Consider the following 21,058-nt stretch of genomic DNA (forward strand, 5'->3'; position numbering starts at 1 on the left):
CGCTCGCCCAGCCTCAACGACAGAAATCGGATTATCATGATCAAGCATGCGCTCAGCGTAACCCGGCAGGCCGACTTCGCGGCCTGGTATCAGGATGTCATTGCCGAAGCCGACCTCGCCGAGGAATCGGGCGTTCGCGGTTGCATGGTGATCAAGCCGTGGGGTTATGGCATCTGGGAACGCATCCAGACCATCATGGACGCTGGCATCAAGGACATGGGCGTCCAGAACTGCTATTTCCCGCTCTTCATTCCCTTGAGCTTCTTTGAGAAGGAAGCCGACCATGTCGATGGTTTCGCAAAGGAAATGGCGGTCGTAACGCACCACCGGCTGATCCAGGACGGCAAGGGCAAGCTGATCCCCGATCCCGAGGCGAAGCTGGAAGAGCCGTTGATCGTCCGTCCCACGTCGGAAACCGTGATCGGCGCCGCGATGAGCCGCTGGGTCCAGTCGTGGCGTGACCTGCCGCTGCGCGTCAACCAGTGGGCCAATGTCGTGCGCTGGGAAATGCGTACGCGCATGTTCCTGCGCACCGCCGAATTCCTGTGGCAGGAAGGCCATAGCGCACACGACAGCAAGGAAGACGCGGTCGCCGAAACGATGCGCGCCCTCGAACTCTATCGCCGCGTCGCCGAAGAGGCGCTCGCGCTGCCCGTGATCGCGGGTGAGAAGCCCGAGAATGAGCGTTTCCCGGGCGCCGCCGCGACCTATTCGATCGAGGCGATGATGCAGGATGGCAAGGCGCTGCAGGCCGGCACGTCGCACTATCTCGGCACCGGTTTCGCCGAGGCTGCGAATATCCGCTTTCAGGACAAGGAAGGCGGCCACAGCCTCTGTCATACGGTCAGTTGGGGGTTCTCGACCCGCACGATCGGCGCCGTCATTATGACGCATGGTGACGACGATGGTCTCCGCTGCCCGCCGCGCATCGCGCCGCACCAGATCGTCATCGTCCCGATGCTGCGCGACAATGACGAGGATCAGGCGATCCTGGACTATTGCGCGTCGCTCGAAAAGGAATTGAAGGCGCTCGACGCCTTCCGCGAACCCGTGCGCGTGCTGCTCGACACCAATGCCAACAAGGCGCAGACCAAGCGCTGGGGCTGGGTCAAGAAGGGCGCGCCGATCATCCTCGAAATCGGTCCGCGCGACGTTGCCGGCGGCAATGTCGCGGTGATCCGCCGGGATCGGCTGTACAAGGACGACGGCAAGCTCAACAGCGCCTTCGTGCCGCGCGGCGATTTCGTCGCTGCCGCCGTCGCGACGCTCGGCGAGATTCAGGACAATCTCTATGCCGAGGCGAGGGAGCGTCTTCACGCTAATATCCGCCGCGACGTCACCGACCTTGCTGCGCATTATGCAGGTGAGGACAAGTTCACCGGTTGGGTCGAGGTGCAATGGTCGCGCCCGACCGGCGCCGTCCTCGATGGGATTGTCGAGAAGCTGAAATCGCTCAAGCTCACTATGCGCAACACGCCGCTCGATGCCGCCCCCGCCGATGGCGCCTGTTTCTTCACCGGCGAGCCCGCGGTCGAACGCGTGCTCATCGGGCGGACCTATTGAGACAACGCTTCCGGTCCGGTTAGCGCTGCATCAACCCTGAAAGTCATTCGCCGCCAGTCGTATTTCTGATACGCTGGCGGCGCAGAAGCTCGTTCATCGGGCTCGCTCGCCGGCTGTCTCGCCGCGGCAGGTCGCATATCGCCTTCGATTCAGCAGGGGAGTGATCGTGATGAAACGGAAAATTATTGGCTCGGCCGCAATTTGTGCGTTGCTGCTCGGCCCCGCCGCGCCCGCATTTGCCAAGCCGCCCTCGGACGTCTCCGACCTCGTCGGCGCCCGCGCAGCCGGCGCAGAAACACAGATGCAGAGCCGCGGCTATTCGATGCAAAGCACCAAGGGCGGCGGGCAATATTGGTGGAACAGCGGAACAAGGACCTGCGCGCGCATCGTCGTTTCAAATGGCCGCTATGCCAGCGTCGACAAGACCGACGCGAGCGATTGCGGACATAGCGATGGCGGCGGTTCGGGTGCCGGCGCCGCGATCGCGGGCGTCGCAGCCATCGGTCTGATCGCCGCGCTCGCCAGCCACAAGAAGAAGCACGGCAACGACCCCGGCGGCGATCACGACAGCGAATATGGCCGCGGATACAACGACGGCCTCTATGGCGGTCAATATGACCGCAACGACAGCGAGGCCTATCACGACGGATTCATGGCGGGCGAGACCGAGGCATCGAACCGTCGCGCGGCCAATCGCCCCTATGCGCGCGGCGGGCCCGATGCGGCAAAGGCGGCGTGCGAGGCACGCGGCGACCAGTATCAAAATGCCCCCGGAGGCAGCAGCGTCGCGGTCAGCCAGCGTGGCGATGGATCGGGCAATTATGTCTTCACCATCGCGACAGGACATTATCGGTCGACCTGCACCGCGACGGCATCTGGGCAGGTGATCAACATTTCGCCCTATTGATCGACGTATCGTGAGGGGGTGACGGGTCGCTCGCCACCCCCTATCAGCGGGCGATGGTCCGAAAAAAACAACATGGTCTGCCGACGCCCGAGCAAATCCTCCGCTTTATCGAAGAGAGCAAGGACGCGGTGGGGAAGCGCGAGATCGCGAAACATTTCGCGCTCCAGGGCAATGACAAGATCGCGCTGAAGGCGCTGCTCAAGGACATGACCGATGAGGGGCTGGTCGACCTGGCTCCCGGACGCGCCTTTCACAAGCATGGCGGCCTGCCGCGCGTGACCGTCCTTCGTATCGTTGCGATTGAGGGCAGCAATCTATGGGCGGTGCCCGATCGCTGGGAAGGCACCGGCCCCGCGCCGCGCCTGCGCGTAATGGAGCAAGGCCGCAAGGGCGCGCTTGGCGTCGGCGACCGTATCCTCGCGCGCACCGAGGAACGCGGCAGCGGGCATGTCGCGCACCCGATGAAGCGTCTTCAGGCCAGCGCCGAAATGGTGATCGGCGTGCTCGTCGAGGACGTCGGCCCCGGCGGTAAGCCGATGGTCTGGCTGCGACCCGCCGACAAGCGCGCGCGCTATGACTTTGCGGTCGCCGACAAGGGCGATGCCGATATAGGCGACCTTGTCCGAGCCGAACTCACTGGGCGCGGCGCCGCGATCAAGGCGAAGGTCATCGACCGCATCGGCGATCCCTTTGCGCCCAGATCTTTGAGCATGATCGCAATCGCGCGGCATGAAATTCCGCATGTTTTCGGATCCGAAACCATCGCGGAGGCTGAAAAGGCGGCAAAGCTGCCGCTCACGCCCGACGGACGCGAGGATTTGCGCGACTTGCCGATCGTCGCGATCGACCCGATCGACGCGCGCGATCATGACGATGCGGTCTGGGCGATCCCCGACGACCAACCGGGCAACAAGGACGGTTTCCGCGCGATCGTCGCGATCGCCGACGTCAGCTATTATGTTCGCCCCGACGGCGATCTCGACCGCGAGGCGCGGCGCCGCGGCAACAGCGTCTATTTCCCCGACAGGGTCGTCCCGATGCTTCCGGAGACTTTGTCGGCGGGCGTATGCTCGCTCAAGGCCGGCGAGGATCGTGCGGCGATGGCGTGCCATCTCATCATCGACAAGCATGGGAAAGTGACGTCATGGCGCTTCGCCCGCGCTCTGGTGCGGTTGCGCGGGAACATCGCCTATGAACATGCGCAGGCGGCTTATGACGCCGATACGCCGCGCGAAGACTGGGATGCGGACGTGCTCCCGACGCTAAAGAATCTGTGGGCCTGCTGGGCGCTCCTCGCCAAGGCGCGCGCCGCGCGCGATCCACTCGATCTCGACCTGCCCGAACGTCAGGTGATCCTCGACGAACAGGGAAGCATTGCCGAAATCCGCGTCCGCGACCGGCTCGATTCGATGCGGCTGATCGAGGATTATATGATCGCGGCGAACGTCGCCGCCGCAAAGGCGCTCGAGGCCAAGAAATCGCCCGTGATGTATCGCATTCACGAACCACCAAGCCGCGAGAAGCTTGTTGGGCTCAAGGACTATCTCGAAACCTTTGAGCGAAGCTTCTCGCTTGGGCAGGTGATCACCCCGGCAGTGTTCAACCGCCTCATCGACGGCTTTTCCGAAGACGACCGGTTGCCAGAGATCATGCAGGCGATACTGCGCAGCCAGACGCAGGCCTATTACGGCCCCGCCAACGCGGGCCATTTCGGTCTCGCGCTTGGCTCATACGCGCATTTCACCTCGCCGATCCGCCGCTACGCCGACCTCATCGTCCACCGCGCGCTGGTCGACAGCTATAAACTCGAAGTGCCGGGCAAGCCCAAGGACCTGCCCGCACGCACCGGGCTTGGCGAAGCCGACGCCAAGGGGCTGTCACGTATCGGCGAAGCGATCAGCGCGCTCGAGCGCCGTGCGATGGAGGCCGAGCGCGAGACTGTTGACCGCTATGTCGCCGCCTATCTTGCGACCAAGACGGGCGAGATCGTCGTCGCGCGGATCACCGGCGTACAACCCTTCGGCTTCTTCGCGACCGTCGACGGGCTCGGTGGTGACGGTCTGGTTCCGGTTTCCACGCTCGGCAGCGAACGTTTTTTCTATGACGAAGCGGCGCGGAGCCTCGACAGCGAACATGGCCGCGTCAGTTACACGACGGGGCAGCGTATCGAACTGCGCCTGATGGACGCCAATCCGGTCAGCGGCGCACTGCGCTTCGAACTGCCCGATGCGCCCGAAGGCGGTTTCCGGAACCGTCCGCCACGGCGCGACGGGATAAAGGCGAAGGGCCCAGGGAAGGGGCCTGGGAAAGACAAGGCGGGCAAGCATATGGTCGGCAAGCGCGGCCGCCCCGCGAACATCAAGCATAAGGGCAAGCGGCGCTAACCCATTTGGCGTTATCGCTCGGACAGCGTCTGCAACAGCGCCGCACTCTCCGCATCCGCCGGGAAAAACGCCTCGATCGCGAGCTCCGATAGCGTGATATCGACCGGCGTACCGAAAATCGTCATCGTCGAGACGAAGCGGATCTGCCCCATTGGCGTGTTCAGGATTAGCGGTACCGCAATGCCGTTCGCTGCGCTGCGATGGTGCGAGTCTTCCGCGATGGGGTAGGCCGCCAGTTCCATACGCAGCGCGATCAGCCCGGCATCGCCGCTCGCATCGACCTGATGATCGAGCCGTTCGAGCAGATGCGCGCGCCACTCGCCGCGATTGACGATATGCGGCGCCAGCCCCTCGGGATGCAGCGCGATGCGGAGCACGTTGACGGGCGGTTCGAACAGATGCGGCGCCGCTAGGCCAGCGAGGATCTCGACGGCGCTGTTCGCCGCGATCATATTCCAGTGCCGGTCGACCGCGAGCGCGGGATAGGGTTCGTGCCCTTTCAGTACATGCTCGACGATCGCGCGCATCCCCGCCATTTCGTCGCTGTCGAGCGCGCGTTCCTGGTAATCCGGCGCATAGCCCGCCGCAAGCAGCAGCGCATTGCGCGCCCGATGCGGCACTTCGAGACAGTCGGCGATCCGTTGCAACATTTGCGCGCTCGGTTTCGACCGACCTGTCTCGATGAAGCTCAGGTGCCTCGTCGAAATCTCGGTATCGAGCGCGAGGTCCATCTGGCTCATCCGGCGGCGCGTGCGCCATTCGCGCAATTGTTCGCCGAGCGTTGCGACTTGCATGCTCGTCTCCTTCGTCCAGAGAGCTATACCTTCGCCTTCCTCTTTTCCATTACCTCCGGAGTAATCGACGTCATTCAATCAGGCGTCCAATTGGACGGGGTCGAAAGGAGAACCCGAATGTCGATCCTCAACCTCAAGAATATCCTCATCGCCGACGCCATCACCTGCGGAGGCGTTTTTGCCATTGGCCTCTTCGCCGCTGGGCCGGTGGGCGCGCTGCTCGGCTTGCCCTCGAATGTCGTCGCGATCGGCGGCTGGATCTGCCTTGCCGCAGCGCTGCTGATGATCGTCGCGGCGCGGCAGTCGGTGCCGAACGCGGCGCTGGTCAAGCTCATCGCGCTCGGCAATCTTGGCTGGGTAGCGGCAAGCTTCGCAGTTCTCGCGACCTTCGCGGCGCAGATGTCCGGCCTCGGCATTGCTGTTGTCGCCGCGCAGGCCCTGGGCGTGCTCGGCTTTGCGATCCTCGAATGGAAAGACGCGGGCGTGCCGCGTTCGCTCGTCGTCTAACTCAGCGCATCGAGCCGGGCGATATCGATCCCGCCCGGCACCAGCATCACCGGACAGGGCAGCGATCCTGCATCCTGTCCGGTGAAGAAGGTCACGAGCGGCCCCGGTGCTCCGCTCGCCGCGGTTGCGAGCACCAGCGCGGCAATCTCGTCATTGGCACGGATCACCTCGCACACGACCTCGGCGGGTTTGCCCAATTTGACCATGGCCTGCGGCGTCACGCCTTCCTGAACCACCGCGTCGGAAGCCGCCGCGACAAGCTCCTCGGCATGCTCCCGCGCCTCGGCCTCGATCGTCGCCTGGACCCCGCCGAATGCGACGAAATCCTGCGGCGGAATGATCGCCAGCACGATGACGCCGCCGCCCGTCCGCGCCGCGCGCCGCGCAGCAAAGCGCAGCGCCAGCGACGCTTCCGGACTGTCGTCGATCACCACCAAATAAGTCCGCATCACCCCGACCCCTCGTGTTTTTGCTTGGGGTAAAGAGTGCGTCACATTCGTATGAAACGCAAGCTGGCCCGCTGGACCTTGATCGAAGCAAGGCTTATGGCGAAGAAGAATCCGTAGCGGCAGGCCTGTGCCTGCAAGACTGACAGGGACAAGCCTGAATATGCCAATCGAACTCAAAATGCCCGCTCTCTCGCCGACGATGGAGGAGGGCACCCTTGCCAAATGGCTGGTCAAGGAAGGCGACACGGTCAAATCGGGCGACCTGCTCGCCGAGATCGAGACCGACAAGGCAACAATGGAGTTCGAGGCGGTCGACGAAGGCACGATTGCGCAAATCCTGGTCGCCGAAGGCACCGACAATGTGAAGGTCGGCACCGTCATCGCCGTGATCGCGGGCGAAGACGAAGATGCGGGCAGCGTCAAGGCTGCTCCGGCGGCGGCTCCGGCCCCTGCCGCAGAATCCAAAGCTGAAGCGCCCGCCGCAGCACCCGCCGCTCCTGCACCTGCACCTGCACCCACCCCGGCGCCCGCAGTGGCCGCCGCCGCTCCCGCCGCATCGGGTGATCGCATCAAGGCCAGCCCGCTAGCCAAGCGTCTGGCCGCCGAGCGCGGAATCGACCTTTCGACCGTCACGGGCACGGGCCCCGGTGGCCGCATCGTCAAGGATGACCTTGACGGCGCATCAACCGGCGCGCCCGCGGCGCCCGCAGCGGCGCCGAGTGCGGCTACTCCGGCCGCCGCCGCTCCTGCAGCAGCCCCGGCACCGGCTACCGCCGGCACGATCCCTGATTTCGGCATCCCGCACGAGGACGAAAAGCTGTCGGGCATGCGCAAGACGATCGCGCGTCGCCTGACGGAATCGATGCAGCAATCGCCGCACATCTACCTGACCGTCGACATCCGCCTCGACGCGCTGCTCAAGCTGCGCGGCGAACTCAACGCCAGCCTCGAAAGCCGCGGCGTCAAGCTCAGCGTCAACGACATGCTGATCAAGGCGCTCGCGGTCGCGCTCGAACGCGTGCCGGCGTGCAATGTCTCGTTCGGCGGCGACGTGATGCGCAAGTACAGCCGTGCCGACATCTCGGTCGCGGTGAGCATCCCGGGCGGCCTGATCACCCCGATCATCGTCGACGCGGGTGGCAAGTCGATGTCGAAAATCTCGACCGAAATGTCCGAGCTCGCGGCAAAGGCGAAGGAAGGCAAGCTTCAGCCCAATGAATATCAGGGCGGAACTGCCTCGATTTCGAACATGGGCATGATGGGGATCAAGCAGTTCACCGCAGTGATCAACCCGCCGCAAGCGATGATCATGGCGATCGGCGCGGGCGAGAAACGCCCCTACATCGTCGATGACGCGCTTGCGATGGCCACCGTCATGTCGGCCACCGGCAGCTTCGACCACCGCGCGATCGACGGCGCCGACGGCGCGCTGCTGATGAAGACCTTCAAGGAACTGGTGGAGAACCCGCTGGGGCTGGTCGCCTGATCGGACCAGGGTGATGCGCTTCGTTCGGCAAATTGTTCATTTGTTGATCGGGCTGCTCGCCACGGCGTTCGTCGCGGCTGCGGCCAGCTTAGTCTGGCCCACCGCTTCGCATTGGATTTGGATCGCCGCCTATGTGGTCATGGTCGTTCTCGCGTTACGCGAGCTGATCATGAGGCAACGTACAAAGCCCGGCGGATAAGGAGAATATTGTGGCCGATACCAACTACGACCTCATCGTCCTCGGCTCAGGCCCCGGCGGCTATGTCGCGGCGATCCGCGCGGCGCAGCTTGGGCTGAAAACCGCAATCGTAGAGCGCGAAAATCTTGGCGGCATTTGCCTCAACTGGGGCTGCATCCCGACCAAGGCTTTGCTCCGCTCGGCCGAAATCTATCATTATATGCAGCATGCGGGCGACTATGGCCTCGTCGCGGCGCAGATCAGCGCCGATATCGATGCCGTCGTGAAGCGCAGCCGCGGCGTTGCGAAGCAGCTCAGCCAAGGCGTCGCCTTCCTGATGAAGAAGCACAAGATCACCGTCCATATGGGCGAAGGCAAGTTGACCGCGCCGGGCAAGCTGGAGGTGAAGGGCGAGAAGGGGACAGAGACCCTCTCCGCCAAGAATATCATCGTCGCGACGGGCGCCCGCGCGCGCGACCTGCCGTTCGCTCCCGCAGACGGCAAGCGCATCTGGACCTACCGTCACGCGCTCGTCCCGCCCGAAATGCCGAAGAAACTGCTCGTCATCGGATCGGGTGCGATCGGCATCGAATTTGCGAGCTTCTACAGCGACATGGGCGTCGATGTGACCGTCGTCGAAATGCTCGACCGCCTCGTCCCCGTCGAGGATGCCGATGTGTCGGCCTTCCTCGAAAAGGCGCTCAAGAAACAGGGCATGACGATCTTCACCGGCGCGGGCGTCGAGGAACTGAAGGCCACCGCAACCGGCGTCACCGCGAAGATCAAGACGAAGGACGGCAAGACCGAAAGCGCCGAATTCAGCCACGCAATCGTCGCGATCGGCATCGTCCCGAACACCGAGAATATCGGCCTTGAAACGCTCGGCGTGAAGACGACCAAGGGCCATATCGACACCGACGCGATGTGCCGCACCAACATCCCCGGCATCTGGGCGATCGGCGACGTCACCGCGCCGCCATGGCTCGCGCATAAGGCGATGCATGAATCGGTGATTTCGGTCGAAGCGATCGCGGGCAACCACCCGCACGCGATGGACCCGCGCAACATCCCCGGCTGCACCTATTGCCGCCCGCAGATCGCCAGCGTCGGACTGACCGAAGCAAAGGCCAAGGAACTCGGTTACGAGGTCAAGTCCGGCACCTTCCCCTTCATCGGCAACGGCAAGGCAATTGCTCTGGGCGAGGCCGAAGGTTTCACCAAGACCGTGTTCGATGCGAAGACCGGTGAACTGCTGGGAGCGCACATGATCGGCGCCGAAGTCACCGAACTCATTCAGGGCTATACGATCGGCAAGACCGCCGAACTGGTCGAGGATGATTTCATCGGCACCGTTTTCCCCCATCCGACGCTCAGCGAAACCATGCATGAGGGCGTGCTGGCGGCGTTCGGACGGCCGCTGCATATTTGACGATCTGATCCTCCCCGTCGCGAAGCGATGGGGAGGGGGACCGCTCGCCGCTGGCGAGTGGTGGAGGGGCCCCTCCGTCGGCCCCTGCGGGACCGCCACCTCCCCATGATTGTGCCACAGGGAGGATTTTCTTGCTTCGACGTTCAAGCTTTCCAGCCATAGCGGCGGCGCTCCTCCTCGCCCTCGTCCTTCTCGGCTTCGCGGTCGGAGCGGGCTGGACCGAGGCCGCCGATTGGCAAATCTCGCATAGCCTCGCGATCCGCGTTGACGAAAGCAGCCCTGCCTTCATCGCCTTCATGCAAGGCGCGAGTTGGATCGGCGGCGGCACACCGCGCTGGGTCATCGTGATCCTGCTCTGCGGGCTTGTCTGGCACTGGTGCGGCCCACGCTGCGCTGTCGCACTCGGTGGAGCCTCGCTGCTGTCGAACCTTGCGTCGAGCCTGCTCAAACTCGGCTTCGGCCGCGCTCGCCCGGATCTGATCGATCACCTCGACCATCAGACGAGCTACTCCTACCCCAGCGGCCATGCGACAAGCGCCGCTGTCGTCTACCTCCTCCTCGCCTGGCTCGCACCGCCGCGCTGGCGCCCCTATGCGTGGACGCTCGCCGCGGCGATGATCATCCTCAACGGCTTCTCGCGGATCATGCTCGGCGTCCATTGGGCGAGCGACATCGTTGGCGGCACGATGCTCGGCACCGCCTTCGCGCTGCTCGGTGCGTGGTGGGTGGCAAGGCAGCAGAATTCAGCCTGACGCATTTTCTGCTGTCCTATTAAGTCCTGTTTTGCCATCCAGTTCGTGGGCACCAACAACAGGCAGGTACAACATGCAATCGCGAATGAAGTTCGGCAGTTTTCTGCGGGGAATCGCTTTGGGGTCGACGGCGCTTTTCATCGCCTCGATCACCCCCGCAAAGGCACAGGACGGCGCCGGACAAACCGTCATCACCGCCGCTCGCTACATCGATGTGCTGAGCGGCAAGACGGTTGAATATCCCGCGATCTTCGTCGGCGCCGATGGCCGCATCACGAACATCGCCGATGCGCGCACGGTTCGTTGGGGTGCGAATGTCAAACATGTCGACCTAGGCGACAAGACATTGCTGCCTGGCCTGATCGACATGCACGTTCACCTCGACGGTCCCGCCGACATCGGCGGTTATCGCGGGCTCGAATTTACCGACAGCTTCTGGGGCATGACCGCGGTCAAGAACGCCAATGACATGCTCGGCGCAGGGTTCACAACGGTGCGTAACGTCGGTTCGAGCGACCGCAACGACATCGGCCTAAAGCAGGCGATCGATGCCGGCTATGCGACGGGTCCGCGTATCGTGCCTGCGGGCTATGCGCTCGGCGCCACCGGAGGCCATTGCGACAGCACTTTCCTTCCGCCCAGCCTCGAAAAGAAGGACGGCAAGGAAGAGGGGATCGGCGATACGCCCGAGGAACTGCGCTATCAGGTGCGCCGCCAGCGCAAATATGGTGCGGAAGTGATCAAGGTCTGCGCGACCGGCGGCGTCTTTTCGCGGAACACCGAACCGGGGCAGCTCCAGGTATCCGAAAGGGAACTCGCCGCGATCGCCGACGAAGCGCATCAATGGGGTCTCCGCGTTGCCGCGCATGCGCACGGCGCATCGGGCATCCGGGCTGCTATTGCTGCCGGGATCGATACGATCGAGCATGTCAGCCTCGTCGATGACGAGGGCATTCGCATGGCTGTTGCACGCAAGCAGCCGGTGTGGTTCTCGATGGACATCTACAACACCGAATATACGCAGGCCGAAGGCGCAAAGAACGGCGTGCTGGAGGATAATCTTCGCAAGGACCGCGAAGTTGCCCAGATCCAGCGCGACAATTTCCGCAAGGCCGTAAAGGCTGGCGTGCGCATGGTCTTCGGTTCGGACGCGGGCGTGATGCCGCACGGCGACGTCGGCAAACAGTTCCGCGTCATGGTGGAATATGGAATGACTCCGCTGCAGGCGATCCAGGCCGCGACCAAGAATGCCGCCGAGGCACTCGGCCGCGAAAAGGATGTCGGCGCAATCGCAGTCGGTCGTTATGCCGATATCGTCGCGGTCGACGGCGATCCGCTCACCGATGTGCGTCAGCTCGAAAGCGTCGACGCGGTAGTGAAAGGCGGGGTACTCGTCAGGGGGGAATAAGTATCGGCCCCGCCCCCCGCGAAGGCGGGAACCGCTGGCAACCTAGCGCGATGCCGACAACGGACCCCGCCTTCGCAGGGACGACGGATTGTTCAGACCACCAACCGGTCGACCAATGCGTCGCGCATGTTAGGGGTGAAATTCAGAACGGCCTCGGCATAGGTCGGGATATCGCCATGATCGCGCCGGACTGTCGCGAGTGCGGCTTCAAGATAGGCGGGGTTGACCGACATCAACGCGCGGATCGCGTCGTCATGGATTTCGGCGCCGTAGCGCGAACGGATATGCGCCGCGCCCTGTGCAATGCGTTCCTCGATCTTGCCTGCCGTGTTGGTGAGAAGATAATCCTGCATCAGATCGTCGTCATGGACCCCGAGCAGTCGGTGAACGATCGCGACGGCAAATCCGGTGCGGTCCTTGCCCGCGACGCAGTGAACAAGGCTGGGCGCATCATATTCGGCGAGTGCGGACAGATAGAGCCGCAGCGTCGCGACAAGCGCGGGACGATAGGGCATGCCGGCATATGTATCGATCATACGTTCGCGCGCCGTCTCGACATCGATCGTCCCGCCCGCCGCCTGCAGATGCGGCGCGAGGCCCGCCGTGATCCCGCCCGCGAATAGCACACGCGCCGAAAAAGTCTCCGACCGCCGGCACGGATGCAATTCGCGCTCATCGTCGCCGCGCAGGTCGATCACCGTCTCCAGCCCCAACGCGTCGAGCGCATCAAGATCGTCGTCGGTCGCCGCCTCATGGTGCGCCGAACGCCACAGCGTCCCGTCGCGCAGCCGTCCGCCACCTTCGACGGAATAGCCGCCATAGTCGCGGAAATTATGGACGCCGGACAGCGGCAGGACGCGTTCGGCAATCATCATCATTCTCCTGTAAACACCGGGGGACGCTTTTCGACGAAGGCATTGATCGCCTCGCGGTTATCCGCGGTTTCGTGGACGATCGCCTGATAGGCTGCGCTCAGTTCCAAAATATCGCTCATCCGGCTGTGCTGCGCCTCGCGGAGCAGACGTTTCGTCAGGCGCAGCGCGCGGGGCGGGTTGCAGACGATCCGCTCGGCAATGGCGATTGCACGGTCGAGCAGTTCCGCATCGGGCACGACGTCCGTGACCAGACCATATTCCTTTGCCTGCTGCGCGTCAAAGCGGTCGCCGGTCAGGAACAGTTCGGCGGCACGCGGATATCCGAGTATCTTTTGCAGGAGCCATGCCCCGCCGTCGCCGGGGACGATCCCGACCTTGATAAAACTGCACGCGAATTTCGCGCTTTCGGCGGCGATGCGAATGTCGCAGGTGCAGGCGAGATCGGCGCCGAGCCCGATCGCATGGCCGTTGACCGCGGCGATCATCGGCACCTCGCAATCCATCAGCGCGCGGATAACCGCCTGCACACCCTTGCGGTAATTGGCGCGGGTGGAATCGGGCTGGTCCAGTACGCCGATGCCGGTCCGGTCCTGCATGCCTTTCAGGTTCCCGCCGGCGCTGAATGCCTTACCGCTGCCGGTCAGGATGATCGCACTGACGCCCCGGTCATCGCCAAGGGTGCGGAGCGTGTCGATGATGTCCTGGCAATCCTCATGCGTGCCGATCGCGTTCATGCTTTCGGGTTTGATCATCGTCAGGATCGCGATCTTGCCCCGCCGCTCGACACTCAAAAATTCGCCCATCTTCAATTATCCTTTGCTGCCTAACCAAAGCTATTGCATGGCTGGTGCGACATGCAAGGCTTTGCGCTCTATCCTTTTGATCCGCCCGGCGACATTGTCGCACTGCGCGCCGATTTACGGAGATGGCTTGCGGCAAATCAGCCGCAGGACGACGTGGTCGCGCGGGCGAATTGCTGGGCGAGTTTCGACCCTGACTTCAGCCGCCTGCTCGGCGCCGCTGGCTATATCGGGATGACATTGCCGGGGCGCTATGGCGGCGGCGACCGTCATCCGCTCGAACGCTATGTGGTGATCGAGGAATTGCTCGCGGCGGGGGCGCCCGTCGGCGCGCACTGGATCGCGGACCGGCAGACCGGACCGCTTATCCTGCGTTACGGCAGCGAGGAGCAGCGCCAGCGTCACCTGCCAGGCATCGCCAAGGGTGAGCTTTACGCCTGTATCGGACTGTCCGAGCCGGGGGCCGGGTCCGACCTTGCGGCCGTGCGCACATCGGCACGCGAAACGGCGGAAGGCTGGCGCATCAACGGTCAGAAGATATGGACCACCGGCGCGCATTTCTCGCACATCATGCTTGCGCTCGTTCGCACAGAAGAAGGCAGCGAGCGTAACGCGGGGTTGAGCCAACTGCTGATCGACCTCGACACGCCGGGAATCACGATCCGCCCGATCATCGACATGGCCGGCCATCACGACTTCAATGAAGTCTTCTTCGACGATGTGCTCGTCCCGCACGGCGCCCTTGTCGGTGAGCCCGGACAGGGATGGAAACAAGTCACCGCCGAACTCGGGCTCGAACGTTCGGGCCCCGAACGCTATCTGTCGAGCCACGCGCTGTTTGTTGCATTGATCGATTCAGCTGGCCCCGCCCCAGCGCCAGCGATTGCCGGGTTGATCGGCGAATTGACCGCCGAGATGTGGACGCTGCGTCAACTCTCCATGTCGACCGCGGCCAAGCTTGCGGCGGGCGAGGATCCGATGGTCGAGGCGTCGGTGGTCAAGGAACTGGGCAATGCCTTCGAACAGGATATGCCGCGCCGTGTCCAGGCGATCGTCGACTGCGGATGGGATGATGAAGATGATCTCGCCAAACTGCTTCGTGCGTTGCTCATTGCCTCGCCCAGCTTCTCGCTGCGCGGCGGAACGCGTGAGGTGATCCGCGGAATCATCGCACGCGGATTGGGCCTCAGATGAGCGCAGGGCGCGACATGCTCTGCGATACCGCGCGTGCGGTATTTGGCGAAGCGGTGACCGCAGGCATCGCGCCGATCGAGGAAGCGGGTTTCGGGCTGTTGCTGATACCGGAAGAGCAGGGCGGTTTTGGCGGCGATTGGGGCGATGCAAATGCAGTGCTGCAGATCGCCGGCGTGCTGGCGCCCGATCTTCCGGTCGCCGAGCTGGTTGCGGGTGAAGCGCTCCAACCCGCGGCGACGGTTAGCTTGATGGCCGGCGCGATGGGGCAGGCTCTCGCGCTCTCGATCGAGCATGTGAACACCCGTCAGCAATTCGGCCGCGCGCTCGGCAAATTCCAGGCGGTGCAACAGTCGCTCGCCGTGATGGCGTGCGAGGTGCGCGCGGTCGAGGCCGCGGTGGCGGCGCTCGCTGCGCGGCTGGACGCGGTACAACTCGACGTCGCCGCCGCCGACCTTGAGATTGCGGCAGCCAAACTACGCGCCAATCGCGCAGTCGGCGTCGTCACGGCCGTCGCACATCAAGTTCATGGCGCGATCGGCTTTACAGAGGAATATGACCTCCACCGCGTGACGATCCCGCTCATGCGCTGGCGTAGCGCCCACGGCAACGACGCCTATTGGGCGCAGCGCCTCGGCCGCCAGGTTAGCGGCCTCGGCGGGCGCGGCCTCTGGGAAGCGATGACTGCGCGCGGCGCCTGAGCGTCAGCGAACCGCGCCGCCCTCGCGCAGCGCCGCTATCGTTGCGGCTTCATAGCCAAGACCTGCCAACACCGCTTCGCCATCGGCACCTACCGTCGGTGCAGGACGCGGGGTATCGTTGACCGTGGCCGAATAGCGCGGCGCGGGCGCAGGCTGGACTGCACCCCCGACCGTTAGGAACGTCTCGCGCTCGACATTGTGCGGATGCTGAGGTGCTTCGCCAAGCGACAGGATCGGGGCAAAGCAGACGTCGGTCATTTCCATGATCGCACACCATTCATCGCGCGTCTTCGTGGCGAACAGCGCGGTCAACTTGTGCTTCAGCGGACCCCATTGCGCGGGATCCATCTGTGCATCGAAATCGGGGTCATCGGTGAGGCCGGTCTTCTCACGCAGAAGCGCATAAAATTGCGGTTCGATCGATCCGATCGAGATGAACTTGCCGTCGGCGCAGGCATAGCTGTCATAGAAATGCGCGCCGCCGTCGAGCATGTTGACGCCCGCCTGGTCTTGCAGCCGCCCGGCGGCATGGAACCACCAGCTCATGCCAGCGAGCAGCGCCGAGCCATCGGTCATCGCGCAATCGATTACCTGTCCTTCGCCGGTGCGCGCTGCGTGGACGAGCGCGCTCGACATGCCGAACGCCAACATCATCCCCCCGCCGCCGAAATCACCGACATAATTGGCGGGCGGAACGGGCTTTTCACCCGCACGCCCGATGCCGTGGAGCACGCCCGACAGAGAGATATAATTGATGTCGTGGCCCGCCGCCTGCGCATAGGGACCGAACTGCCCCCAACCGGTCATGCGGCCGTAAACGAGCTTCGGATTGTCCGCGAGCAATACCTCGGGGCCAAGGCCCAGCCGCTCCATCACGCCCGGCCGATAGCCTTCGATGATCCCGTCGGCGCTTTTGCAAAGATCGCGCGCAACCTCAACCGCTTCTGGGTTCTTCATGTCGAGCACGATCGAGGTGCGGTTGCGGCTCAGCGGATCGCGCGGGTCCATGAAGCCGCCGGGGCGATCGATACGGATCACCTCGGCGCCATGGTCGGCGAGCATCATGCCGCAGAAGGGGCCGGGACCGATGCCGGCAAATTCGATAATCCTGATGCCCTTCAGCGGACCGGTCATGATGCTCTCCTGTTCCTCAGATACGTTCGATGATGATCGCGGGCGCCATGCCGCCGGCGGCGCACATGGTGACGAGGCCATAGCGGCCGCCCGACCTTTCGAGTTCGTCGAGTGCGGTGCCGATCAGGATCGAGCCGGTCGCACCGATCGGATGCCCCAGCGCCATCGCGCCGCCGTTGATATTCACCTTTTCGCGGTCAAGGTCGAGGTCGCGGATGAACTTCTCGGCGACAACCGAAAACGCTTCGTTGATCTCCCAGACGTCGATGTCTTCCTTCTTCAGCCCGGCTTTTTCGAGCACCTTCTTCGCCGCCGGAACCGGTGCGTTGAGCATCAGCGTCGGGTCGTCGCCGATATTGGCATAGGCGACGACGCGGGCGCGCGGTTTCAGGCCATGCTTGTCGGCATAATCCTTCGACGTCAGCAGCAGCGCTGCGGCGCCGTCGACAACGCCCGACGAATTGCCGGCGTGATGGAAATGCTGGATTTCGACATCGGGATAACGGCGATTGATCTGCTTGCGGAAAGTAAAGCCGCCGCCAAGGTCGAAATCGGCAAGGCCGGTGAACGCGGGCTTCAGCGAGGCAAGCCCCTCCGCCGTCGTTTCGGGCCGCGGGAATTCTTCATGGTCGAGTGCCACGCTGCCGTCCGGATTGAGTACCGGCACAACCGACTTAGCAAAGCGGCCTTCCTTGATTGCGCGGTCGGCGCGCTGCTGGCTGACGAGGGCGAGCGCATCGAGGTCTTCCCGGCTGATGCCTTCGATCGTCGCGATCGCATCGCCGCATACGCCCTGATGCGACTGCGGGTGAAGTTCGTCGAGCGCCTCGTGGCCCGATCCCATCAGGCGCGGCGGCAGGCCCGCGTTCGCCTGTTCGGCCGCGTGGGCAGTCGTATAACTCATCATCTCGGTTCCACCGGCGATCACGCAATCTTCCATGCCGCTCATCACGCTTGCGGCGGCAAAGTTCACCGAACTGATCCCGCCACCACAGAAACGGTCGAGCGTCGTGCCGCTGGCCTTGGTGTCATAGCCTGCCGACAGCGCTGCCATGCGGCCAAGGTCGCCGCCCTGCTTGCCGTTCTGGCTCGACGTCGACCAGACGATGTCGTCGACGGTAGCGGTGTCGAGATTGTTCCGGTCGCGGATCGCGGCGAGAACCGTTGCGGCGAGATGCTGCGGGTGAAGGTGCGACAACGCACCCTTGCCGGGCTTGCCCACCCCACGAGGGGTGCGAACGGCGTCGATGATATAGGCCTCGGCCATGGTGGATATCCTTTCGTGGAGAGCTTTGAGGGTCGTCGGTCGATTGAAAAGAGATTTGGCGGGGGGTTAGCGGGGGGCCATCCTTATCGCGCCATCGAGGCGCACTGCCTGCCCGTTGAAATAGGTGTTGCGAACCATCTCCATCGCCAGGCTCGCATATTCCTCGGCCTTGCCGAGACGCTTGGGGAAGGGGACCGAGGTCTCAAGGCTCTCCTTCACCTTCGGGTTCATATTATTGAGAAGCGGCGTACCGAACACGCCCGGCATGATCGAATTGACGCGGATGCCAAGGTCCATCAGGTCGCGCGCCATCGGCAGGACAAGGCCGTTCACGCCGGCTTTCGCCGAGCCATAGATGACCTGACCGATCTGGCCATCCTGCGCCGCGACCGAGGCGGTCAGTACAATTGCGCCGCGTTCGCCATCTTCCATTTCGGGAAGCGCCGCCATGCCCTCAGCTGCGATCGACGCGACACGATAACTCGCGGTCAATATGCCTTCGACGCCAAAGGCGTAGTCGGCGGTCGGTGTACGGCGATAGCCGCCCGTTTCCTTGTCATAGGCAAGCGTCTTGCCGCGGCGCGAGGTCATCGCGCAATGGACACAGACGCGCTCCTGTCCATGCGCCGCGCGTGCCTTGGCATAACCATCGAGCACCGATTGCTCGTCGGTGATATCGACATGGACGAACAGTCCGCCGATCGATGCCGCGACCTCTTCGCCAAGCGCATCGTTGATGTCAAAGATCGCGACCTTCACGCCCGACGCGGCCAGCGCTTCGGCGGTGGCCCGGCCAAGTCCCGAGGCGCCGCCGGTGACAACCGCTGCGATGGTGGAATCAATCTTCATGGCGAGGCTCCTCAGGCGGGAATCTGGTTGAAGGGGATGCCCTTGTCCGGGCGATGATCCTGCGGCAGGCCGAGCACCTTCTCGGCGATCGTATTGAGCAATGTTTCGTCCGACCCACCCGCGATGCGGCCCGTCGGGGCGTTGATCCAGCTCGCCGCCCAATCTTCCTTTTGCGAGGCATGTTCGTCGAAAAAGAAGGCGTTGCTGCCTTGCAGATCGAGCGCGAGTTCGGACAGTTTCTGGCGCGAGCGGACCGCGACCAGCTTGTTGAGCGAGCCCTCGGGACCCGGCATCATCCCCGCCTGCATCATCAGCCGCGCGCGCACATTGATCGAATCGAGCCCCGAGCGCATCGCATAGTTGCGCGCGATCTGTTGCCGGATCCGGCCATCCTCGATCGCCGGGCGGCCATTGAACTGAACATCCTTAGCCAGTTCGACGAACAGGTCGAGATGCGGACCGAATCCCGCGCTGTCGGTCGCGACATAGCGTTCGATCATCAGCGTCGCGATGGCGACCGCGAAGCCGCCACCGACCGGCGACATACGATGGTCGTCGGTGATCTTCACATCGTCGAAGAAGACTTCGTTGACATGGCTATCGCCGCCCGCAAGCTTGATCGGGCGAACCGTCACGCCCGGCGCCTTCATGTCGACCCAGAAATAGGTGAGGCCCTTGTGCTTCGCGACGGTCGGGTCGGTACGCACAACAATGACGCCGTAGTCGCTATAATGCGCCCAGCTCGTCCACACCTTCTGGCCGTTAATCTTCCACCCGTTGCCGTCAGGCTCGGCTTTGGTGCGCAGGCCCGCGAGGTCCGATCCGCCGGACGGCTCGGAAAAAAGCTGGCACCAGATTTCTTCGCCCTGCAACGCCTTGAGGACGCGCTCCTTCACGAACTCCTTGTCGCTGCCGAACTGCATCAGCACGGGTACGGGCATGCCGAGCGAGATGCCGAAATAGAAACTCGGGAAGCCGTGCTTCATTTCCTCGGCGTCGAAAGTCACCTTTTCAAGATGGCTGAGCCCTTGGCCGCCATATTCGGTTGGCCAGTTGATCCCGGCATAACCCGCGTCGAACTTCGCTTTCTGATACTGGCGGCCGAGGGCCAGATCGTCGGCCTCGGACAGGCCCTTGCGCGCCTCGCGGCCAAATGTCGGCGCCATCGACTGGAGCCAGGCCGCGGCCTTGGCGCGATAGGCTTCAAGATCGCTCATGCACCTTCTCCCGCTAGCTGGTCGACGAGGACGTCCTCCCAGAACAGGCTGCTACCCTGTTCGATGGCGAGGCTGCGCGCCCGGCGCATATGGAGATGCAGCCCGATTTCCCACGTAACGCCGATGCCGCCATGGATCTGGATGCAATCGCGCGCTGCGGTGTCATAGGCCTCGGTCGCCGACAGGCGCACGGCCGCGGCAGCGGTGATGAAATCGGCGGCTCCTTCGCGGGCTGCGGCATGAATGCAGTTCGCGCGGGCCAGTTCGACAAGGCCGTAGAGTTCGGCGATGCGATGCTTCACCGACTGGAAAGCGCCGATCGGCTGGCCGAATGCCTTGCGTGTCAGCGCATAATCGCGTGCAATCTCCATGAGCGCCTCGGCGCCGCCGGTCTGCTCGTGCGCGGTGACGACGGCTTGTAAAGCCAGGATATGAAGCGCTGCGTCGCGCGCGGCGCTGCCGACGGCGAGCGTTTCTGCTGGCACGCCCGAAAAGCCGATATCGGCAATCAGGCGGCTATTGTCGAAGCTGGGGACGGCGGAGCGCTTTGCTCCGGCGAGTTCGACCAGCGCGAGCACCGGCATACCCGGCCCGTTCGCAAAAACGATGGCGATATCCGCGACGAGTCCCGCAGAAACACTGCGTACGGTGCCGTCGAGCCGGTCGCCGGTAAAGGTCACATCGGGACGGGCGGGAAGGGCGTCGGGACCCGCCGCAAAGGCGATAGCGCCGATGGTTTCGCCGCTCGCCAATCCGGGTAGCCAGCGCGCCTTTTGCGCATCGGACCCGAAAAGCTCGATCGCCTTGGCTACGCCGAAACCTGCAGTCAGAAACGGCGCGCCGCTGATGCTGCGCCCGGCCTGGTGCGCGATCAGGCCCAATTCGATCAGCCCGAGGCCCAGGCCGCCCTCGGCTTCAGGAAGTGCAAGCGCGGTCCAGCCCTGTTCCTTTGCAGTGTCCCAGAAGGGGCGATGATATTCGCCGACGGTTTCGAGGAGTGGCAACAGTGCGTCTTTGTTGATCCGCGCCTCCAATACGCGCCGCGACTCGGTCGCGATCGCCTGCTGGCCTTCGTCGTAGAGGATGGTCATGCCTGCACCCGTCCTTCCCATTATCTCGTTGCGGCCAATGAACCGGACGTTGACGTAAACGTCAAGCACTTTGACG

Annotated in this window: 20 protein-coding genes; 11 read left to right on the forward strand and 9 right to left on the reverse strand. The window is 63.7% G+C overall.

The annotated features are described in order from the left end of the window. Positions 1-36: 36 nt before the first annotated feature. From SC1_RS09285 to SC1_RS09295, 3 genes are all read left to right on the forward strand, one after another. Positions 37-1,563: an aminoacyl--tRNA ligase-related protein gene (locus SC1_RS09285; RefSeq protein ID WP_062180451.1), complete on the forward strand. Its 1,527-nt coding sequence runs from the start codon at positions 37-39 to the stop codon at positions 1,561-1,563. A gap of 169 nt (positions 1,564-1,732) precedes the next feature. Then, complete coding sequence (locus SC1_RS09290) at positions 1,733-2,470, forward strand: hypothetical protein (protein WP_062183885.1); 738 nt, start codon at positions 1,733-1,735, stop codon at positions 2,468-2,470. Between the two features lie 53 nt (positions 2,471-2,523). Continuing rightward, positions 2,524-4,854, forward strand: a complete 2,331-nt coding sequence (locus SC1_RS09295; protein ID WP_062180455.1) for a ribonuclease R family protein — start codon at positions 2,524-2,526, stop codon at positions 4,852-4,854. Between the two features lie 11 nt (positions 4,855-4,865). Here SC1_RS09295 and SC1_RS09300 read toward each other — a convergent pair whose 3' ends face one another. After that, entirely contained in the window at positions 4,866-5,648 is a 783-nt protein-coding gene (locus tag SC1_RS09300; protein ID WP_062180457.1) for a helix-turn-helix domain-containing protein, read from the reverse strand. Positions 5,649-5,765: 117 nt separating this feature from the next. Between SC1_RS09300 and SC1_RS09305 the strand changes: the two genes are divergently transcribed. Further along, positions 5,766-6,155 carry a hypothetical protein gene (locus SC1_RS09305; RefSeq protein WP_062180460.1) on the forward strand — a complete coding sequence of 130 codons (390 nt, stop codon included), beginning with the start codon at positions 5,766-5,768 and terminating at the stop codon, positions 6,153-6,155. Here the strand turns inward: SC1_RS09305 and SC1_RS09310 are convergent. Further along, a complete protein-coding gene (locus SC1_RS09310; protein WP_062180463.1) occupies positions 6,152-6,604 on the reverse strand; it encodes a universal stress protein in 453 nt (150 codons plus the stop codon). The two genes, SC1_RS09305 and SC1_RS09310, sit on opposite strands and share 4 nt — an antisense overlap. A gap of 160 nt (positions 6,605-6,764) precedes the next feature. On the opposite strand from SC1_RS09310, the gene SC1_RS09315 reads away from it, so the two are divergent. From SC1_RS09315 to SC1_RS09335, 5 genes are all read left to right on the forward strand, one after another. Beyond that, positions 6,765-8,090: a pyruvate dehydrogenase complex dihydrolipoamide acetyltransferase gene (locus SC1_RS09315; protein WP_062180466.1), complete on the forward strand. Its 1,326-nt coding sequence runs from the start codon at positions 6,765-6,767 to the stop codon at positions 8,088-8,090. 13 nt (positions 8,091-8,103) lie between these two features. After that, complete coding sequence (locus tag SC1_RS22400; protein ID WP_062180469.1) at positions 8,104-8,289, forward strand: hypothetical protein; 186 nt, start codon at positions 8,104-8,106, stop codon at positions 8,287-8,289. Positions 8,290-8,299: 10 nt separating this feature from the next. Continuing rightward, positions 8,300-9,697 carry a dihydrolipoyl dehydrogenase gene (gene lpdA / locus SC1_RS09325; RefSeq protein ID WP_062180472.1) on the forward strand — a complete coding sequence of 466 codons (1,398 nt, stop codon included), beginning with the start codon at positions 8,300-8,302 and terminating at the stop codon, positions 9,695-9,697. A 131-nt stretch (positions 9,698-9,828) separates the two neighbouring features. Further along, a complete protein-coding gene (locus SC1_RS09330; protein ID WP_062180475.1) occupies positions 9,829-10,449 on the forward strand; it encodes a phosphatase PAP2 family protein in 621 nt (206 codons plus the stop codon). An 85-nt stretch (positions 10,450-10,534) separates the two neighbouring features. Next, a complete protein-coding gene (locus tag SC1_RS09335; RefSeq protein ID WP_274520237.1) occupies positions 10,535-11,857 on the forward strand; it encodes an amidohydrolase family protein in 1,323 nt (440 codons plus the stop codon). Positions 11,858-11,949: 92 nt separating this feature from the next. Here the strand turns inward: SC1_RS09335 and SC1_RS09340 are convergent, their stop codons facing one another. Both SC1_RS09340 and SC1_RS09345 read right to left on the reverse strand, forming a co-directional pair. Beyond that, on the reverse strand, positions 11,950-12,729 hold the full coding sequence (locus SC1_RS09340; protein ID WP_062183888.1) for a tyrosine-protein phosphatase: 780 nt from the start codon (positions 12,727-12,729) through the stop codon (positions 11,950-11,952). 2 nt (positions 12,730-12,731) lie between these two features. After that, positions 12,732-13,535, reverse strand: a complete 804-nt coding sequence (locus SC1_RS09345; protein ID WP_062180482.1) for a crotonase/enoyl-CoA hydratase family protein — start codon at positions 13,533-13,535, stop codon at positions 12,732-12,734. A 51-nt stretch (positions 13,536-13,586) separates the two neighbouring features. On the opposite strand from SC1_RS09345, the gene SC1_RS09350 reads away from it, so the two are divergent. Both SC1_RS09350 and SC1_RS09355 read left to right on the forward strand, forming a co-directional pair. Then, positions 13,587-14,726, forward strand: a complete 1,140-nt coding sequence (locus SC1_RS09350) for an acyl-CoA dehydrogenase family protein (protein WP_062180485.1) — start codon at positions 13,587-13,589, stop codon at positions 14,724-14,726. Then, positions 14,723-15,424, forward strand: coding sequence for an acyl-CoA dehydrogenase family protein (locus SC1_RS09355; RefSeq protein WP_062180488.1), 702 nt, complete (start codon positions 14,723-14,725; stop codon positions 15,422-15,424). The genes SC1_RS09350 and SC1_RS09355 overlap by 4 nt, the downstream gene beginning before the upstream one ends. Positions 15,425-15,427: 3 nt before the next feature. On the opposite strand, the gene SC1_RS09360 is transcribed toward SC1_RS09355, so the two are convergent. The 5 genes from SC1_RS09360 to SC1_RS09380 form a co-directional block, all read right to left on the reverse strand. Continuing rightward, positions 15,428-16,558: a CaiB/BaiF CoA-transferase family protein gene (locus SC1_RS09360; protein WP_062180492.1), complete on the reverse strand. Its 1,131-nt coding sequence runs from the start codon at positions 16,556-16,558 to the stop codon at positions 15,428-15,430. Between the two features lie 16 nt (positions 16,559-16,574). Further along, complete coding sequence (locus tag SC1_RS09365) at positions 16,575-17,825, reverse strand: acetyl-CoA C-acetyltransferase (protein ID WP_062180494.1); 1,251 nt, start codon at positions 17,823-17,825, stop codon at positions 16,575-16,577. A 66-nt stretch (positions 17,826-17,891) separates the two neighbouring features. Further along, complete coding sequence (locus SC1_RS09370) at positions 17,892-18,674, reverse strand: SDR family NAD(P)-dependent oxidoreductase (protein ID WP_062180497.1); 783 nt, start codon at positions 18,672-18,674, stop codon at positions 17,892-17,894. Between the two features lie 11 nt (positions 18,675-18,685). Then, the gene (locus tag SC1_RS09375; protein WP_062180500.1) at positions 18,686-19,891 is read right to left on the reverse strand and encodes an acyl-CoA dehydrogenase family protein; all 1,206 of its coding nucleotides are present in this window, start codon (positions 19,889-19,891) and stop codon (positions 18,686-18,688) included. Further along, positions 19,888-20,982 carry an acyl-CoA dehydrogenase family protein gene (locus SC1_RS09380; protein WP_062180512.1) on the reverse strand — a complete coding sequence of 365 codons (1,095 nt, stop codon included), beginning with the start codon at positions 20,980-20,982 and terminating at the stop codon, positions 19,888-19,890. The genes SC1_RS09375 and SC1_RS09380 overlap by 4 nt, the downstream gene beginning before the upstream one ends. Between the last annotated feature and the right edge of the window lie 76 nt (positions 20,983-21,058).

It is taken from the genome of Sphingopyxis sp. C-1 (assembly GCF_001047015.1).
Taxonomy (GTDB): domain Bacteria; phylum Pseudomonadota; class Alphaproteobacteria; order Sphingomonadales; family Sphingomonadaceae; genus Sphingopyxis.

Coding starts and splice junctions, on each gene's coding strand:
- SC1_RS09350 (WP_062180485.1), top strand. CDS start 13,587: ATGCAAGGCTTTGCGCTCTATCCTTTTGATCCGCCCGGCGACATTGTC.
- SC1_RS09305 (WP_062180460.1), top strand. CDS start 5,766: ATGTCGATCCTCAACCTCAAGAATATCCTCATCGCCGACGCCATCACC.
- SC1_RS09345 (WP_062180482.1), bottom strand. CDS start 13,535: ATGGGCGAATTTTTGAGTGTCGAGCGGCGGGGCAAGATCGCGATCCTG.
- SC1_RS22400 (WP_062180469.1), top strand. CDS start 8,104: ATGCGCTTCGTTCGGCAAATTGTTCATTTGTTGATCGGGCTGCTCGCC.
- SC1_RS09295 (WP_062180455.1), top strand. CDS start 2,524: ATGGTCCGAAAAAAACAACATGGTCTGCCGACGCCCGAGCAAATCCTC.
- SC1_RS09355 (WP_062180488.1), top strand. CDS start 14,723: ATGAGCGCAGGGCGCGACATGCTCTGCGATACCGCGCGTGCGGTATTT.
- SC1_RS09340 (WP_062183888.1), bottom strand. CDS start 12,729: ATGATTGCCGAACGCGTCCTGCCGCTGTCCGGCGTCCATAATTTCCGC.
- SC1_RS09360 (WP_062180492.1), bottom strand. CDS start 16,558: ATGACCGGTCCGCTGAAGGGCATCAGGATTATCGAATTTGCCGGCATC.
- SC1_RS09315 (WP_062180466.1), top strand. CDS start 6,765: ATGCCAATCGAACTCAAAATGCCCGCTCTCTCGCCGACGATGGAGGAG.
- SC1_RS09290 (WP_062183885.1), top strand. CDS start 1,733: ATGAAACGGAAAATTATTGGCTCGGCCGCAATTTGTGCGTTGCTGCTC.
- SC1_RS09375 (WP_062180500.1), bottom strand. CDS start 19,891: ATGAGCGATCTTGAAGCCTATCGCGCCAAGGCCGCGGCCTGGCTCCAG.
- SC1_RS09370 (WP_062180497.1), bottom strand. CDS start 18,674: ATGAAGATTGATTCCACCATCGCAGCGGTTGTCACCGGCGGCGCCTCG.
- SC1_RS09365 (WP_062180494.1), bottom strand. CDS start 17,825: ATGGCCGAGGCCTATATCATCGACGCCGTTCGCACCCCTCGTGGGGTG.
- SC1_RS09300 (WP_062180457.1), bottom strand. CDS start 5,648: ATGCAAGTCGCAACGCTCGGCGAACAATTGCGCGAATGGCGCACGCGC.
- SC1_RS09380 (WP_062180512.1), bottom strand. CDS start 20,982: ATGACCATCCTCTACGACGAAGGCCAGCAGGCGATCGCGACCGAGTCG.
- SC1_RS09285 (WP_062180451.1), top strand. CDS start 37: ATGATCAAGCATGCGCTCAGCGTAACCCGGCAGGCCGACTTCGCGGCC.
- SC1_RS09335 (WP_274520237.1), top strand. CDS start 10,535: ATGAAGTTCGGCAGTTTTCTGCGGGGAATCGCTTTGGGGTCGACGGCG.
- SC1_RS09310 (WP_062180463.1), bottom strand. CDS start 6,604: ATGCGGACTTATTTGGTGGTGATCGACGACAGTCCGGAAGCGTCGCTG.